Below are 14,989 nucleotides of genomic sequence, written 5' to 3'. Positions count from 1 at the left end.
GAGCCGCTCCATGGAACTGAACAGACGAACAGTCATCGCAGGCGCCGCGGCGGCAGGCATCGCCGCGACCACGCTCGGCACGGGCACCGCCCAGGCCTCCTCGGGGGGCCGGGGGCCGGTCAAGGAGCTCTTCGGCAAGCTCGACGACGGCACCAAGGTCTACCGCTGGTCCCTGGAGAACGGCGGCACCCGGCTGAAGGTCCTCTCCTACGGCGGCATCATCCAGTCCCTGGAGATCCCCGACCGGCACGGCCGCTACGCCAATGTCTCGCTCGGCTACGACAACCTCGCGGCCTATGTCGTCGGCACCACCTTCTTCGGCGCGACGATCGGGCGCTACGGCAACCGCATCGCCAAGGGCCGGTTCACCCTGGACGGCAAGACGTACCAGCTCAACGTCAACGACGGGGAGAACAGCCTGCACGGCGGCGCCAAGGGCTTCAACACCAAGGTGTGGGACGTCGAGGGCTTCACCTCCGGCTCCGACGTCGGCCTGCATCTGCACTACACCAGCATCGACGGCGAGATGGGATACCCCGGCACGCTGCGCACCAAGGTCACCTTCACGCTGAACCGGCACGGTGACTGGCGCATCGACTACGAGGCCACCACCGACAAGCCGACCGTCGTCAACCTCACCAACCACACGTACTGGAACCTCGCCGGCGAGGGCACGGGCACGATCGAGGACCACGAGCTCACGATCGCCGCGTCCCGCTACACGCCCACCGACGCGGGCCTGATCCCCACCGGCGAACTGGCGAAGGTCGCGGGCACCCCCTTCGACTTCCGCAGGGGCAAGACGGTCGGCCGGGACATCCGGGCCGGCCACCCCCAGCAGGTGCAGGCCAAGGGCTTCGACCACAACTGGGTCCTGGACAAGGGCGTCACGGCGCGGCCCGAGCACATCGCCACGCTGCGCGACCCGCGTTCCGGCCGCACCCTGAAGATCGCCACGGACCAGCCGGGTGTGCAGTTCTACTCCGGGAACTTCCTCGACGGAACCCTCGTCGGCACCTCCGGCAGCACCTATCGGCAGGGGGACGGAATGTGCCTGGAGACACAGCACTTCCCGGACTCGCCGAACCAGCCGTCCTGGCCGTCGACCGTGCTCCGACCTGGTCAGACGTACCGGACGACGACGATCCACTCGTTCAGCGCGTGACGTCATACTTCCTTCACATCGGTTGAACGGCGTCACCCCTGACTCCGTATGTAAGGGCGGCCCGCGCTCCCCCGCGCGGGCCGCCCAGACACGACGGGTCCGATGTCCCCGACGGACCCGCCCCATACGGAGGTTCCATGGCCGACAACGTCACCTCGCTGTTCCGCAGTACTGCGGCACACAGCCCGTCGATGGCGGCGTTGGCGCGTGAGGACGGTGACGGAACCGGTCCCGTGGACTTCTGCATCCCGTGCAACCCCTATTTCCCCACCCCGGCCATGTTCGAGGACATGGCCGCCCGGCTGCGGGACATCATCACGTACTACCCGAGCAGCGCCGACACGATCACGGCCGAACTGTGCAGCCTGCTCCAGCTTCCGCCGCAGTGCGTGGCGATGGGCAACGGCTCGACAGAGCTGATCACCTGGATCGACCACCTGATGGTCCGTGAGTCCCTCGCCATCCCCGTCCCCACCTTCGGCCGCTGGACCGACCAGCCGATGGAGACCGGCAAGCGGGTCGACATGTTCCCGCTGCAGGAGTCGAACGGCTTCGCCCTGGACCTCGCCCAGTACGCCGAGTTCATCCGCAAGCGCGGCACCCGGGTCGCGGTGATCTGCAACCCGAACAACCCCGACGGCGGCTATCTGCACAAGCAGTCGCTGGTGCAGTTCATGGACGCGATGGCCGACCTGGACCTGGTCGTCATCGACGAGTCCTTCCTGGAGTTCGCGGACGCGGAGACCGAGCCGTCCGTCGTCCAGGAGGCCATGATCCGCCCGAACGTCATCGTGCTGCGCAGCCTCGGCAAGAACTTCGGCCTGCACGGCATACGGTTCGGCTATCTGGTCGCCAACCCCGCCCTCGCCGGCCGCGTCCGCTCGATGCTGCCCAAGTGGAACCTCAACTCCTTCGCCGAGCACGTGGTGTTCATGCTGAAGGAGCACGGCACCGAGTACGCGCAGAGCCTGCAGCAGGTCCGCCGGGACCGCCTCGACATGGCCAGCCAACTCTCGGCGCTGCCCGGGCTGACGGTCTACCCCTCCCAGGGCAACTTCCTCTTCGTGCGCCTCCCCGTGGGCGCCGAGGGCACCGTGGTCCGGGACCGGATGCTCACCGAGCACCGCATCCTGGTCCGCGAGTGCGGCAACAAGATCGGTTCGTCCAGCCGCTTCCTGAGGCTCGTGGTGCGCCCACAGGTGGATGTGCGTCGCCTGGTGTCCGGCCTGGAACAGGTGCTCTACGGGACCAGGAGGGGAGCCGCCGTACCCGAGCTGGGCACCGGGACCAGCTACAGCTCGGGTACGGCGGCCGTGGACCGGCTGGTCGGCGCGACCAACGGGGCGGGCATGCCGCTCGCCGCGCAGTCCGCGCAGCACATGGGCAACGGCACCAACGGGGCGCAGATACCCGCGGCGGCGGCAGCGCAGCCGGTGGGTTTCCCGGCGCAGACGCCGATGCAGCCGGTCCCGGAGCCGACGCCCGCACCGGCTCCGGCGCCCACACCCACGCCGGTGCCTGCGCCCGCGCCGTACGCCGCGCCCGCTCCCGCGCCCGTGCCCGCTCCGGCCCCCGGACCGACGCCTCCGGGTGTCCCGGCCCGCGGCGGCCTCACCGCGGCCCAGGTCCGGGGCACCACCGGCCCCGACCTCACCCCGGCCCCGGCGACGGGCTGGCCCAACGCCCAGAGCTGGCCGAACGCCGCGGGGATGGGGCAGACGGGCTGAGCGAGCGAACGGGCTCGACGGCGGGGTTCAGTAGGCCACGGGCCAACCCGTCGACCAGCTCAGCAGGTTGATGCCGAGCTTGGGCGTGCCGTTGTCGTTGCCGTCGTAGTAGTGGTAGACGATCAGGTCGCCGTCGGAGTCGTTCATGATGGACTGGCCGCCGGGGCCGATGATGCTGCCGTGGGTCTCCAGCACGGGTGTGCCGCCGTTGTTCATCATCGCCACGCCGCTCTTGTCGTAGTACGGCCCGGTGATGCTCGTGGCCCGGCCCACCTTCACCTTGTACGTGGAGCTGGTGCCGGCGCAGCAGGTGTCGTAGGAGGCGAAGAGGTAGTAGTAGCCGCCGCGCTTCACGATGTACGGCGCCTCGACGGCCTTGGTCCCGGTCGGGCGGGAGGCGAGGGAGTACCGGGTGGTGTCGGACGCGAGCTGCTTCCCGGTGCCGGGGTCGATCCGGATCATCTTGATCCCGGTCCACCAACTGCCGAAGGACAGCCACCACTTGCCGTCGTCGTCGACGAAGAGGTTCGGGTCGATGGCGTTGTAGTCGCTGGAGGTGGTGGAGGTGTGGACGACGCCGTAGTCCGTCCAGGAGCCGGGCAGCCCGGTCGACGAACCGGCCAGCCCGATCGCGGACTTGTTGGAGCCGAAGGTCGAAACGGCGTAGTACATCAGGTACTTGCCGCCGTGGTACGAGATGTCGGGGGCCCAGGCCTCGGTGGCGTACGACGACCACCAGCCGGGCTTGGTCGGGAACGCGTCGCTGCCCGCGGTGAACGCGATCCGGTCGGTCGAGGTCTTGTAGCCCAGACCGCCGCCTGTGGCGTACAGCAGATAGCGCCCGGCCGAGGTGCGGATCATCGTCGGGTCGTGCACGACGACATCGCCGGTGACCTTGCCGGGGTTCGGATACGCCGACGCCGTGCCCGGGATCAGGGCGAGCAGGACGGCGGCGGGGACGGCGAGGAGAGCGGTCCTGGTGCGGGAGGTGCGGGGGGTGCGACTCACGCCGGCGCTCCTTGGGGTGGGGGATGGGAAGTGGGGGCCTCGATCCGTTCTGCATTGCGTTCGATATACCGATCACCGATCAGAGCTTCGGACGGGACCGTAGAATCGAACCACTTGCGCGTCAATGACCCGCGCAGCAACGGTGATTGCCGCCCCGTCACCGCCCGTCGAGGAGCGCCAGTCCCAATGGTGTGACCGTGTGCAGGACGGCCTTGCCCGCGCGGCAGGTGCTGAGCAGGCCCGCCTTGCGCAGGATGCCGATGTGGTGGCTGGCGGTCGCCGGCGCGATGCCCGTGCGGTGGGCGAGTTCGGAGGTCGTCACGCCGTGGCCCGCCACCGTGGCGAGGATCTCCGCGCGGGTGCGGCCGAGGAGGGCGTTCAGGGAGCGCAGGCCGGGGGCGGTGCTCAGGGCGGTCTCGTGCGGCATGGGGTAGACGACGACGCACGGCAGCGCGGGGTCCTTGAGCAGCGTGGGTGTGCGCCAGCAGAAGTACGAGGGCAGGACGAGCAGGCCGCGCCCGTCGAGGTGGACGTCGCGGTCGACGCCCAGGCCGGTGATCTCCAGCACCGGCCCGCGCCAGACGAGCCCGGGGTGCAGGGTGTTGAGGAGACCGCCGAGGTCGCCGCTCGCCAAGTAGCGGCTGTGCGCGGCGCGTTCGGCGTCGAAGCGGCCGCGGATGCGGGACCACCAGGGGGCCAGCGCGGTCGCGAAGTACTGCCGGTGCAGCCGTCCGAGCTGCTTGACGGCTTCCAGGTCGCCGCGGGCGAGGAGCCCCGACCAGGAGGGCAACCTCCGTCCGCCGCGGGCCAGTTCGACGAGATCGTGCGCGAGCCGCTGGCGCGGTGTGGAGAGCAGGGCGCCGACCCCGGCGTCCAGGCCGCCCGCGCCGGCCGCCGGGGTGAGGAAGTCCGCCGAGTACCCGGCGGGCGGCGCGAGCCGGAAGAGATCGCCCAGTGGGGCGGTGAGCCTGCGGCGTACGGCCTGGCGCCAGCCGCCGAAGGCGAAGGACGCGGTGTCCGTCTGCAGCATGTGCATGCTCAGCAGCGACTCCCACATGGGATCGGGCGCCTGCGCGAGCCTGGTCTGGGCGAGATCGTCGTCCGTGAAGTGAATGCGTACCGCCATGTCGAGCCCCCCCGTTCGGCACTGTCCTTCCATGGTCGGCGAACGGGGGCGGCTTGCCACCCTCAGAAGTCATGGGGTGGCCGTACGCATGCAGCGGTTGCTGTCGGCTACAGCGCGGCTCTCAGCACTCCGTGACGGAGCTGACCTGGTCGCGGACGGGCGCGGACAGATCGAGGGCCTGGCCGTCCAGGATCACCATGATCTCGTTCTGGTAGCCGGCGTCCTTGTACAGGCACCAGCTGTCGCCGGAGATGTTCTTCACCGAGTACACATGGTCGTTGAGGCCGCCGGCCAGCACCGCCAGGTTCGAGGCGCCGTCCGCCAGCGAGTAGTGCGCCCCGCCGCCCTGCGTGTCGTGGTAGATGCAGAACTCCGACGGGTCGCACGGCCAGGTGGCCGGATCGGAGGAGGCAGGCGCCGCCTGCGCGGACAGGGGCATCGCGATCAGCGTGGCGCTGCCGACGAGCGCGGCGAGCCCGAGCGCGAGGCGGCTCTTGATGAGGGTCATGACGGTGTTCCCTTCCCCGTTGCGTGCAGTCACGTGCAGTCGCTTACGCGAACACCCCCCACCCTGCCCCCGCAACAACAGCCCCCGCACCCACCTTCGACCCCTGTCGAATGCAAACCGCCAACGCCCCGGCGTCACGCTGACCCTGGCGTCGACGAATCCTGACCCGGCCCGGCAGGGGTGGCCCGCGGCGCGTGGGCCACCCCCTTTCTGCGGGTCAGGACGCCGGGCACTCCTTCCATGCCATGTGGTACACGGTGCTGAGGGCGCCGTCGGTCGAGTCCATGGTCATGAAGCTGACCTTGTCCGGGTGTGCGGTCCCGGCGTTCACTCTCAGTTCGGTGTTGATGTTGAAGTTGCGCAGCACTCCGCAGGGCGCCCAGACCAGTTGGGCCCAGTCGGTGCTGTCGGTGGCCTGCCAGTCGTCGTTGTACGAGCCGCTGAACGGATGGCTTCTGGGCACCGTGTTCGAGGAGCCCTGGAAGTAGTACGAGGCCTTCTGGGTGGCGGACGCCCCCGGCTGGAGCGAGAGGAAGCCGCGGTAGTCGGCGCTCGCGATGGCGTAGGTGAAGCCCTGCGGGACGTGCACGATCAGGTTGAGCTGGCAGTTCTTGCGGAAGGCCGTGGGGTCGGAGTTGCCGCCGGCCTGGGCCAGGTAGTCGCTGTAGGTCACGGTGAAGGCGGTGTTGTCGGGGGAGACGGCGACGGCCGCCGTGCCCGCGGGACAGCCCGAGCCGTTGACCGTCGCCACATCGATGACGATCTTGTCCGGGGGCGGGTCGTCGAAGACGGGCGACGAGCCCTGGGTGGGCAGCGCGGTGGCGAGCAGAGCGGCTACGGCACCGCTCATCAGGAGTCCACCAGTCATGGTTTCTCCGGTTCTGTGAGTGGGGGGTGGCACACTCCGGCCCCCAGAGGGCGCTTGGGAGAAACAGTGAGGTTCCTGTGAAGGCCGGGAGCGAACGCATCGTAGGAAGGCATGTGACTCACCGTCAGGGCGAACTCCGGCCATTCACAGCGGTGTATTTCACACGGCGGGCGTGTGGTTGAACTCCGTTGTATATATAGCCCGTTGGCGCCTACGGGTTCTCCCACGCGGCCGGTTCCGCCGCGAGCCGGCGCACCGGTTCCGGCAGGGCGTCCGCCGCGATGTCGGCGATCGTGACGCCCTCCAGGATCCGGCGCACATTGGCCCGCAGCGCGATCCACAGCGGCAGCAGCGGCTGGGCGGAGCCCGTGTACTCCAGGCCGGTGGGCCGCTCCCCGCGCACGGACACGATCGGGCCGTCCACCGCCCGGATCACATCGGCGACCGTGATGGCGGAGGCCTCGCGCGCCAGCCGGTAGCCGCCGTTGCCCCCGCGCCGGCTGTCCACGACACCGGCGCGCCGCAGGTCACCGAGGATGCCCTCGAGGAACTTGTGCGGAATGCCCTGCACGGCGGCGACGGTCTCCGCCTTCACCGGTCCGCCATCCTGCCGAACAGCGAGCTCAAGAACCGCCCGTACCGCGTAATCCGCCCGTGCCGAGATCCTCATACGCCCATTGTGCTGGGTGCCGCCGTACACAATGACCTCGCACGCGCCGACCGACCGGCACGACGGGAGGCTCCCATGGGGCTCAGCAGACGTACGTTCAGCGCGCTCGCCGGCACCACGGCGCTCGGGCTCGCGCTCGGCGGCAGCGGCGCGGCGAGCTGCGCCTACGCCACCCACACCGCCCCGACGGGCCCCGCGCCCGCCCCGCCGCGCGCGGACGGCGAACAACACACCATCGGCTACGACCGCCACTCGCTCCTCGTCGACGGCCGCCGCCTGGTCGTCTGGTCGGGTGAGCTGCACCCCTGCCGGCTGCCGAGCCCGTCCCTGTGGCGGGACGTCCTGCAGAAGATGCGCGCCCACGGCTACAACACGGTCAGCATCTACGTGCCGTGGAACTACCACTCCCCCGCCCCCGGCCACTACGACTTCACCGGCGTCCGCGACCTGGACCTCTTCCTGCGCATGGCCGCCGAGACCGGCCTGTACGTCGTCCTGCGCCCCGGGCCGTACTGCAACGCCGAGCTCGACGGCGGCGGCTTCCCCGGCTGGCTGACGACCACCGCGGGGACGGCGCGGACCTCCGATGCGACGTATCTGTCGTACGTCGACGAGTGGCTGACCGAGGTGAACCGGATCGTCGCCCGGCATCTGTACACCGACGGCGGCGGCACGGTCCTGCTCTACCAGATCGAGAACGAGTACGACTCCTTCGTCGACGTGCCGGCCGGACGCGACTACATGTCCCACCTGTACAAGAAGGTGCGCGCCGACGGCATCGACGTGCCCCTCTTCCACAACGACAAGAGCAGGAACGGCTACTGGATCCCCGGCTCCTTCGACACCGGCGGGGAGAAGGGCGGTTGGCTCTACGGCTTCGACGGCTACCCCTCGCCGTCCCTGACCCCGCCCGACTGGGGGCACTTCGGCATCGGCGGCCTCAAGGGAGGTACGACGGCGAGCCCGCAAACCCCGGGTCTGGTACCGGAGTTCGGGGGCGGCTGGTTCGACCCCTGGGGCGGGGTCTGGTTCGGCAGGAAGGGGTACGAGGAGTCCCGTCGGCAGCGCGACGCGGCGTACGAGCGTCGCTTCTACCTCACCAACCTCGCCAACGGCATCACCCTGCACAGCGTCTACATGACCTTCGGCGGCACCTCCTGGGGCTGGCTGCCCGCCCCGGTCGTCTACACCTCGTACGACTACGGCGCCGCCATCGACGAGGGGCGCCTGCCCACGTCCAAGCTGATCCCCATGCACCAGATCGGCCACCTGCTGCACCACGTCCCCGACTTCGCGAAGCTGGACCGCGCCGCGGACGTCACGGCGGAGGGGCTGAAGGTGTACCACCTGACCAACCCCGACACTCACGCCGACGTGTACGTCCTGCGCAACGACGGCAAGGAGCAGGTCGACACCACGCTCGCGGTCCCGGGGGCCCGGCTCCCGGTCTCCGTACCGGCACAGGACGCTCGGCTGCTCGCCGCCGGGATCAGGCTGGGGCGGCGGACGGTGCGGCACTCCAACGCCCAGCCCATGCTGGCCCTCACCGCCGGGCAGCAGGAGATCGCCGTGCTCACCGGGCGGGCCGGGGAGGCGACGGTGACCGTGCTGGAGTGCGCGAGCCGGCCGGCGGTCGGCGTGCTGGACGGCGAGGCCGAGCACTCGTACGCGGACGGCCTGTTGCGCATCGCAGCCGAACTCGACGGTCTGACACGGGTGTTGGTGACCGGCGGCGGCATCTCCACCCCCCTGCTGCTGCTCCTCGCCGACGACGAGACCTCCGTACGGCTGTGGCCACGCGAGACCCCGTCGGGCCCGGTGCTGGTGTACGGCCCCGCGTTGCTGCGGACCGCGGCCGTCGAGGGCACGGCGGTCCGGCTGACCGGCGACACCGTGCGGGCCACCGAGCTGGAGGTGTGGGGCCCGCGCGGCCTCCGCGAAGTCTCCTGGAACGGCGGCGAGTTGAGGACGCGCGGCACGTCGTCCGGGAGCCTGCGCGGCGCGCAGTCGCTACCCGGTGCCAAGTCCGTCGCGCTGCCCGCGCTGCGCGGCCCCTGGCGCCGGCGCACGGAGAACCCGGAGTCGGCGCCCGGCTTCGACGACACGTCCTGGACGGCCGCCGAGAAGACCACCTCCCACAGCACCTCCCCGGTCCCGGCCGGACAGCCCGTCCTCTTCGCCGACGACTACGGCTTCCACTACGGCGACGTCTGGTACCGCGGGCACTTCACCGACGCGACCGGCACCGGGCCCGTGTCGCTCGCCTACAGGACCGGCACGCAGGGCCTGCTGATGGCATGGCTGGACGGGGTGCCCCTGGGCACGCACCGGATGCCGGTGCCGGACAACAAGAGTGTGCGACAGGGCAGTTGGGCCGCCGCGGCCTCCTTCGACGTGCCGGAGAAACTGCGCAAGGCGGGTCCGCACGTCCTGTCCGTACTGGTCCGGCGCATGCAGCACGACCAGGACGGCAAGGCGCAGGACACCCACAAGGTGGCGCGCGGACTGACGGCGGTCACCTTCGACGGGGCCTCACCCAAGGTGAGTTGGCGGCTCCAGGGCGAGGTGGCGCCCGACCCCGTGCGCGGGCCGCAGAACAACGGCGGGCTGTACGGCGAACGGCACGGCTGGCATCTGCCGTCGTACGCCGACGGCGGCTGGGAGCAGGCGGAGTTGCCGCGGGCCGAGCGACGGCAGGGCGTGACCTGGTACCGCACGGCGTTCCGGCTCGCCGTCGATCCCGGCACGGACGCCTCGATCGCACTGGTCCTCGACGACGACCCGGCGCGCGCCTACCGCGTCCAGATCTTCCTCAACGGCTGGAACATGGGCCAGTACATCAACGACGTGGGCCCCCAGCACACCTTCGTCCTGCCCAACGGCATCCTGCGCACCCGCGGTTCCAACACCCTGGCCCTGGCCGTCCTGTCCGACGGGACGACCCCCTCCGGCCCGTCGGACGTACGGCTGACGCTGCTGGGCGCGGCGGCCGGAGGGGTGCCGGTGACGACGGTGTGACGGGTGGTCCTCAGGCCAGCCGGATCACGTTCCACGACAGCGGTTCGAGGGTCGCGGTGAGGGTGCCGCCCGTGAGGGTGGTGCCCTCGGCCGCGTGGGGCTTGACGCGGTCCGGGTCGTCGAGGGTGTTGCGGGCGTCCGGGTCGCTGTCCGAGAGGACGCTGTGCTCGACGACGGACGCCAAGTCCAGGCCGTTCAGGGTGACTTCGAGGGGCAGCGCCTCGGTGCGGCTGCGGTTGACGGCGAAGACGGTGACGGTGCCGTCCTCGCCGCGCACGGCGGTGGCGTGCAGCAGGTCGGCCTCGCCGTACTTCTTCGTCTCGTACGTCGGCGAGTCGACCCGGACGTCGAGGACCCGGCCCTGGCCGTGCCGTGCGGCCTGCGCGAAGGGGAAGAAGGTCGTCTGGCGCCAGGCCGGGCCGCCGGGCTCGGTCATGATCGGCGCGATGACGTTGACGAGCTGGGCGAGACAGGCCACGGTGACGCGGTCCGCGTGCCGGAGCAGGGCGATGAGGAGCGATCCGAAGACGACGGCGTCGGTGACGCTGTAGTGGTCCTCCAGCAGCCGAGGCGCCTCCGGCCAGTCGTCCTGCGCGAACGTCTTGGCGCGCGCCTCCCACTCGGACTGGTACCAGACGTTCCACTCGTCGAAGGAGAGGTTGATCCGCTTCTTCGACTTCAGCAGTGCGCCCACGTGGTCGGCGGTCGCCACGACGTTCTCGATGAAGGACTCCATGTCGACGGCCGAGGCGAGGAAGGAGTCGATGTCACCGTCCTCGGGCCAGTAGTAGGCGTGCAGGGAGACGTAGTCGACGAGGTCGTACGTCTCCTTCAGGACCGTCGCCTCCCACTCGGCGAAGGTCGGCATGCCCTGGCCGGAGGAACCGCAGGCGACCAGTTCCACGCCCGGGTCGGCCTGGCGCATGGCGCGGGCGGTCTCGGCGGCGACGCGGCCGTACTCCTCGGCCGTCTTGTGGCCGGTCTGCCAGGGGCCGTCCATCTCGTTGCCCAGGCACCACAGCCGGATGCCGAAGGGGTCCTTGTCGCCGTGGGAGACACGCAGGTCCGAAAGCGCCGTGCCCTCGCGGTGGTTGGCGTACTCCTGGAGCTCCAGGGCCTCGGCGACACCCCGGGTGCCGAGGTTGACGGCCATCATGGGCTCGGCCTGCGGGCCGATCTTGCGCAGGAAGCCGATGTACTCGGACAGGCCGAAGCGGTTGGTCTCGGTGGAGTGCCAGGCGAGGTCGAGGCGGCGGGGGCGGTCGTCGGCGGGGCCGACGGAGTCCTCCCACTTGTAGCCCGAGACGAAGTTGCCGCCCGGGTAGCGGATGGTGGTGACGCCGAGTTCGCGGACGAGGTCCAGGACGTCCTGGCGGATGCCGTCCGCGTCCGCGGTGGGGTGGGTTGGTTCGAAGATGCCGGTGTAGACGCAGCGGCCCAGGTGTTCTACGAAGCTGCCGAAGAGTCGGGGAGTGGTGTCTCCGACGGTGAAGGCCGGGTCGAGGGTGAGGTGGGCTGTGCGCATGGTCGCCTTTCGGGGAGGGTGGTGCTTGTTTGATGGCGGGTGCGGGTGGTGTGTGGCTGGTCGCGCAGTTCCTCGCGCCCCTAAAAGCCTTACTGGCCTGCCAGGCCTGTGTGGGCTACGCCTGCCACTATCTGGCGTTGGAAGAAGACGAAGACGATGATCAGGGGGAGGCCTGCCATGAGGCCGCCGGCCATGAGTTGGGCCCATTGGATGCCGTAGGAGTTCATGACGGTGGCGATGCCGTTGGGCATGGTCATCAGGTCGGGGTTGTTGGTCACCATGTACGGCCACAGGAAGTTGTTCCAGGAGCTGATGAAGGTGAAGATGCCGACCGCGGCGAGGGAGGGGCGCGAGAGGGGGAGGACGATCGTGAAGAAGACCCGCCAGCGGCCCGCGCCGTCGATGAAGGCGGCCTCCTCCAGTTCGTGCGGGATGCCCTGGAAGAACTTGTAGAGGATGTAGACCATCGCCGCGGGCGCGCACTGCGGGAGGATCATGCCCCAGTAGGTGTCGACCATGCCCATCTGCTGGACGGTGGTGAACAGAGGGACGCCGAGCACCGCCGGGGAGATCATCAGGCCCGCCATGACGACGCCCATGAGCACCGCCTTGCCGCGGAACTCGGTGCGGGCGAAGCCGTATCCGGCGAGCGCGCTGACCAGGACGACCACGGAGGTCACGCACACCGACACCACAAGGGAGTTGACGAACCAGTTGGTGATGTTGCCGGTCTCGAACAGGGCCTTCCAGGCCTGGCCGGTCCACACCTTAGGCAGCCAGTGCGGCGGGATCTGGGCCGCCTCGGTCTCGGACTTGAGCGAGGTGAACAGGGCCGCGGCGATCGGCCCCACGAACACGACGGAGACGGCGAGCCCGATCAGTGTGAGAACGATCTGGCCGGGCGTCCAGGGCCTGCGGGCCTTGGTGCGTACGGTCGGACGCGTACCGACGGTCGGGCGGGTGGTGGCCTCGGCGGTGGTCATCGACCGGCCTCCTCACGGTTGCGCAGCAGCCACATCCGGGCGAGGGCGACCACTGCGATGAGCACGAAGAAGATGACGGACATCGCGGAGGCGTAGCCCACGCGATAGCTGGTGAAGCCCTGTTCGAGGGTGTACTGCACGAACGCCCTGGTGCTGAGCTCGGGTCCGGGGCCGAAGTCCATCATCACCACGGCCTGGTCGAAGAGCTGGAGCGAGGCGAGGATCTGCAGCGCGAGCACCAGTCCGGTGATGTTGCGCAGCAGCGGCAGCGTGATGTGGATGACGCGGTGCCAGGCGTTCGCGCCGTCGAGCTTCGCCGCCTCGTAGAGGTGGTCGGGGATGCCCTGGAGCGCGGCGAGGTAGAGCAGGAAGGAGAAGCCGACCGTCCACCACAGGGTCTCGATGACGATGGCGAGCATCGCGTACGACTTGTCGGTCAGCCAGGGCGTGTCGATGCCGAGGACATGGTTGAACATGCCGATGCCCTGGGTGAACAGCCACTGGAAGAGGTTGGCGGCGACGGTCGACGGCAGCAGGAACGGCGCGAAGAAGCAGAGCCGCCACAGCCATTTCCCGCGCTCGATGTTGTGCGCCAGCATCGCGAGCAGAAAGGCCAGCACGGTGATGCACGGCACCACGAGCAGCGTGAAGTAGGCGCTGTGGCCGAGCGCGTCCCACATCGCCGAGTCGTGCACCGCCTCGCGGTAGTTGTCGAGGCCGACGAAGTGCGTGTCGTCGCCGGAGATGTTGGCGTCGGTGAAGCTCAGATACAGGCCGCGCAGCAGCGGCCAGATCACGAACAGCGTGAACAGCGCCAGGAAGGGGGCGACGAACCAGCCCCCGTGCTGGAAGCCCTGCTTGCGGCGTACGGTCGCACTGGCTGCGGCGGCCTTCGTCCGCGCCGGTACGACGACGGTCGGGGCACTGGTCGTCATGCGCTCGCACCTCCCTGCGCTGCGGTCCTGCCGTCCATCGGGTTCTTCGTCGCGAGGAGCTTGGTGAGCCGCTGCTTCATCCGCTGCGCGGCCGCGGCGGGCCTGGCCGAGCCCATGGTCGAGGAGACGACGATCGGGCCGAGGTCCTGGGCGAGGATGCCGGTCGAGCCGGCGAACCACACCTTCGGCTCGGTGGCCTGGTGGTCCATGGCGGAGACGTACTCGTGCTGCGGGGTGAGCTTCTTGTACGCGGGCGTGGACAACGTCGGCGTGTACGCGGGGATGTGGCCGCCGGCCGCCCACTGCAGGGCGTGCTTGACGACGTAGGCGGCGAGCCGGTGCGCGCCCTCGTTGGCGGCGCCTCCGCGGCCTGCCTGGTGCGGCAGGACGAAGGAGTGCGACTCGGCGTGCGTGGCCTGCTTGCCGAAGACGGGCGGCAGCGGGGTGGCGCCGTAGTCCAGCTTGGCGCCGGAGAAGACCGGCACCGACCAGTTGCCCTCCCAGGTGAAGGGTGCGCCGTTGACGAACTGCTCGCCGGTCGGCGCGCCCGGGATGACGTAGCCGTCGGTGACGTGCTTGCGGAAGAACTCCAGCACCTCGGTGGCCTTGTCGACGTCGAAGAGCACCTCGGTGTTGGCGTCGTTGAACCACCGGCCGCCGAGCTGGGTGTAGAAGGCGACGAAGAACCACCACTGGAAGTTCTGGTCGTTGGTCCACAGGCCGATCGTCTGCAGCCCCTTCTTCTGGACCTTTCTGGCCTTCTTCAGGACGTCGAACCACTCGGTGGTGGAGGTGACCGGGACCATGAGACCGTCGTCGCCGAGCAGGTCCGCCTTCTTCAGCACGTCCCTGCGGTAGAAGCAGAGCTGGACGTGGATGTCGAGGGGCAGGGCGTACAACGTGCCGTCGATGACGCCGCGTTGCCACAGGGTGGGGTTCCAGTCCTCCTCGCGTACGCCGTACTTGGCGAGCAGGTCCATGTCCCAGGGGTCGAGCAGGCGGCCGGGCGAGAAGCCGGTGACCCGGCCGAGGTGCATGACGCCCAGGTCGGGGGCGCGGTTTCCGGCCGCCGCCATGGCGAGCTTGGTGTAGTACGGGCTGCCCCACTGGAGGGTGGCGTCGCTCACCGCGACGTCCGGTTCTGCGCGGCGGAAGGCGTCCAGCATCGCGATCATGTTGTAGCCGTCGCCGCCGCTGAAGAGGTTCCAGTAGCGCACCCGGGTGCGCCCGGCGGTGGTGAGCGCGTCGGCGCCGGTGCCGAGTGCGGCGAAGCCGAAGCTGCCGGCGACGGTGAGTCCGCCGACCGCAGCGAGGAGGTGCCTGCGACTCAGGTCAGGTCGTCCCATAGCCTGCCCCATCTGTTCGGTATTTCGACGTTCGCTCGTAACTTCGAACGGGAACGTAGGGAGGAAGCGCTTTCCAGTCAATGGTTTGGACAGAGGAGATTCCGGCCCGT

General features: G+C 69.6%; 12 protein-coding genes. 3 read left to right on the top strand and 9 right to left on the bottom strand.

Annotated features, from left to right (window positions below; all coding sequences use genetic code 11):
* Positions 1-10 precede the first annotated feature (10 nt).
* Positions 11-1,165: an aldose epimerase family protein gene (locus MQN93_RS09345; protein WP_016435463.1), complete on the top strand. Its 1,155-nt coding sequence runs from the start codon at positions 11-13 to the stop codon at positions 1,163-1,165.
* 137 nt (positions 1,166-1,302) lie between these two features.
* Positions 1,303-2,892, top strand: a complete 1,590-nt coding sequence (locus tag MQN93_RS09340; RefSeq protein ID WP_242709082.1) for a pyridoxal phosphate-dependent aminotransferase — start codon at positions 1,303-1,305, stop codon at positions 2,890-2,892.
* Between the two features lie 27 nt (positions 2,893-2,919).
* Here MQN93_RS09340 and MQN93_RS09335 read toward each other — a convergent pair whose 3' ends face one another.
* The 5 genes from MQN93_RS09335 to MQN93_RS09315 form a co-directional block, all read right to left on the bottom strand.
* Entirely contained in the window at positions 2,920-3,900 is a 981-nt protein-coding gene (locus tag MQN93_RS09335; protein ID WP_242709081.1) for an arabinan endo-1,5-alpha-L-arabinosidase, read from the bottom strand.
* 157 nt (positions 3,901-4,057) lie between these two features.
* Positions 4,058-5,026 carry a winged helix-turn-helix domain-containing protein gene (locus MQN93_RS09330; RefSeq protein ID WP_242709080.1) on the bottom strand — a complete coding sequence of 323 codons (969 nt, stop codon included), beginning with the start codon at positions 5,024-5,026 and terminating at the stop codon, positions 4,058-4,060.
* A gap of 121 nt (positions 5,027-5,147) precedes the next feature.
* Complete coding sequence (locus tag MQN93_RS09325; protein WP_242709079.1) at positions 5,148-5,534, bottom strand: peptidase inhibitor family I36 protein; 387 nt, start codon at positions 5,532-5,534, stop codon at positions 5,148-5,150.
* A 217-nt stretch (positions 5,535-5,751) separates the two neighbouring features.
* On the bottom strand, positions 5,752-6,402 hold the full coding sequence (locus tag MQN93_RS09320) for a DUF4360 domain-containing protein (protein WP_016435458.1): 651 nt from the start codon (positions 6,400-6,402) through the stop codon (positions 5,752-5,754).
* Between the two features lie 211 nt (positions 6,403-6,613).
* Positions 6,614-7,072, bottom strand: coding sequence for an RrF2 family transcriptional regulator (locus MQN93_RS09315; protein WP_037782486.1), 459 nt, complete (start codon positions 7,070-7,072; stop codon positions 6,614-6,616).
* 75 nt (positions 7,073-7,147) lie between these two features.
* On the opposite strand from MQN93_RS09315, the gene MQN93_RS09310 reads away from it, so the two are divergent.
* On the top strand, positions 7,148-10,090 hold the full coding sequence (locus tag MQN93_RS09310; protein WP_242709078.1) for a glycoside hydrolase family 35 protein: 2,943 nt from the start codon (positions 7,148-7,150) through the stop codon (positions 10,088-10,090).
* Positions 10,091-10,100: 10 nt separating this feature from the next.
* Here the strand turns inward: MQN93_RS09310 and arfA are convergent, their stop codons facing one another.
* From arfA to MQN93_RS09290, 4 genes are all read right to left on the bottom strand, one after another.
* On the bottom strand, positions 10,101-11,615 hold the full coding sequence (arfA, locus tag MQN93_RS09305) for an arabinosylfuranosidase ArfA (protein WP_242709077.1): 1,515 nt from the start codon (positions 11,613-11,615) through the stop codon (positions 10,101-10,103).
* 89 nt (positions 11,616-11,704) lie between these two features.
* Complete coding sequence (locus MQN93_RS09300; RefSeq protein WP_242709076.1) at positions 11,705-12,598, bottom strand: carbohydrate ABC transporter permease; 894 nt, start codon at positions 12,596-12,598, stop codon at positions 11,705-11,707.
* Complete coding sequence (locus MQN93_RS09295; protein WP_016435453.1) at positions 12,595-13,533, bottom strand: carbohydrate ABC transporter permease; 939 nt, start codon at positions 13,531-13,533, stop codon at positions 12,595-12,597. The genes MQN93_RS09300 and MQN93_RS09295 overlap by 4 nt, the downstream gene beginning before the upstream one ends.
* Positions 13,530-14,879 (bottom strand): extracellular solute-binding protein, encoded by a 1,350-nt coding sequence (locus tag MQN93_RS09290; protein WP_242709075.1) that lies wholly within the window; start codon positions 14,877-14,879, stop codon positions 13,530-13,532. Before MQN93_RS09290 ends, MQN93_RS09295 begins: the two co-directional genes overlap by 4 nt.
* Between the last annotated feature and the right edge of the window lie 110 nt (positions 14,880-14,989).

Origin of the sequence: Streptomyces spinosisporus (assembly GCF_022698145.1) — a bacterium.
Taxonomy (GTDB): Bacteria; Actinomycetota; Actinomycetes; order Streptomycetales; family Streptomycetaceae; genus Streptomyces; species Streptomyces spinosisporus.
The sequence above is the reverse complement of the archived record's forward strand: the minus strand, read 5'-3'. Positions and strand labels throughout refer to the sequence as shown.

Bases quoted from the DNA above. Each gene is read 5' to 3' on its own strand.
- MQN93_RS09345 (WP_016435463.1), top strand. From the start codon at position 11: ATGGAACTGAACAGACGAACAGTCATCGCAGGCGCCGCGGCGGCAGGC.
- arfA (WP_242709077.1), bottom strand. From the start codon at position 11,615: ATGCGCACAGCCCACCTCACCCTCGACCCGGCCTTCACCGTCGGAGAC.
- MQN93_RS09340 (WP_242709082.1), top strand. From the start codon at position 1,303: ATGGCCGACAACGTCACCTCGCTGTTCCGCAGTACTGCGGCACACAGC.
- MQN93_RS09300 (WP_242709076.1), bottom strand. From the start codon at position 12,598: ATGACCACCGCCGAGGCCACCACCCGCCCGACCGTCGGTACGCGTCCG.
- MQN93_RS09330 (WP_242709080.1), bottom strand. From the start codon at position 5,026: ATGGCGGTACGCATTCACTTCACGGACGACGATCTCGCCCAGACCAGG.
- MQN93_RS09290 (WP_242709075.1), bottom strand. From the start codon at position 14,879: ATGGGACGACCTGACCTGAGTCGCAGGCACCTCCTCGCTGCGGTCGGC.
- MQN93_RS09320 (WP_016435458.1), bottom strand. From the start codon at position 6,402: ATGACTGGTGGACTCCTGATGAGCGGTGCCGTAGCCGCTCTGCTCGCC.
- MQN93_RS09315 (WP_037782486.1), bottom strand. From the start codon at position 7,072: ATGAGGATCTCGGCACGGGCGGATTACGCGGTACGGGCGGTTCTTGAG.
- MQN93_RS09295 (WP_016435453.1), bottom strand. From the start codon at position 13,533: ATGACGACCAGTGCCCCGACCGTCGTCGTACCGGCGCGGACGAAGGCC.
- MQN93_RS09325 (WP_242709079.1), bottom strand. From the start codon at position 5,534: ATGACCCTCATCAAGAGCCGCCTCGCGCTCGGGCTCGCCGCGCTCGTC.
- MQN93_RS09310 (WP_242709078.1), top strand. From the start codon at position 7,148: ATGGGGCTCAGCAGACGTACGTTCAGCGCGCTCGCCGGCACCACGGCG.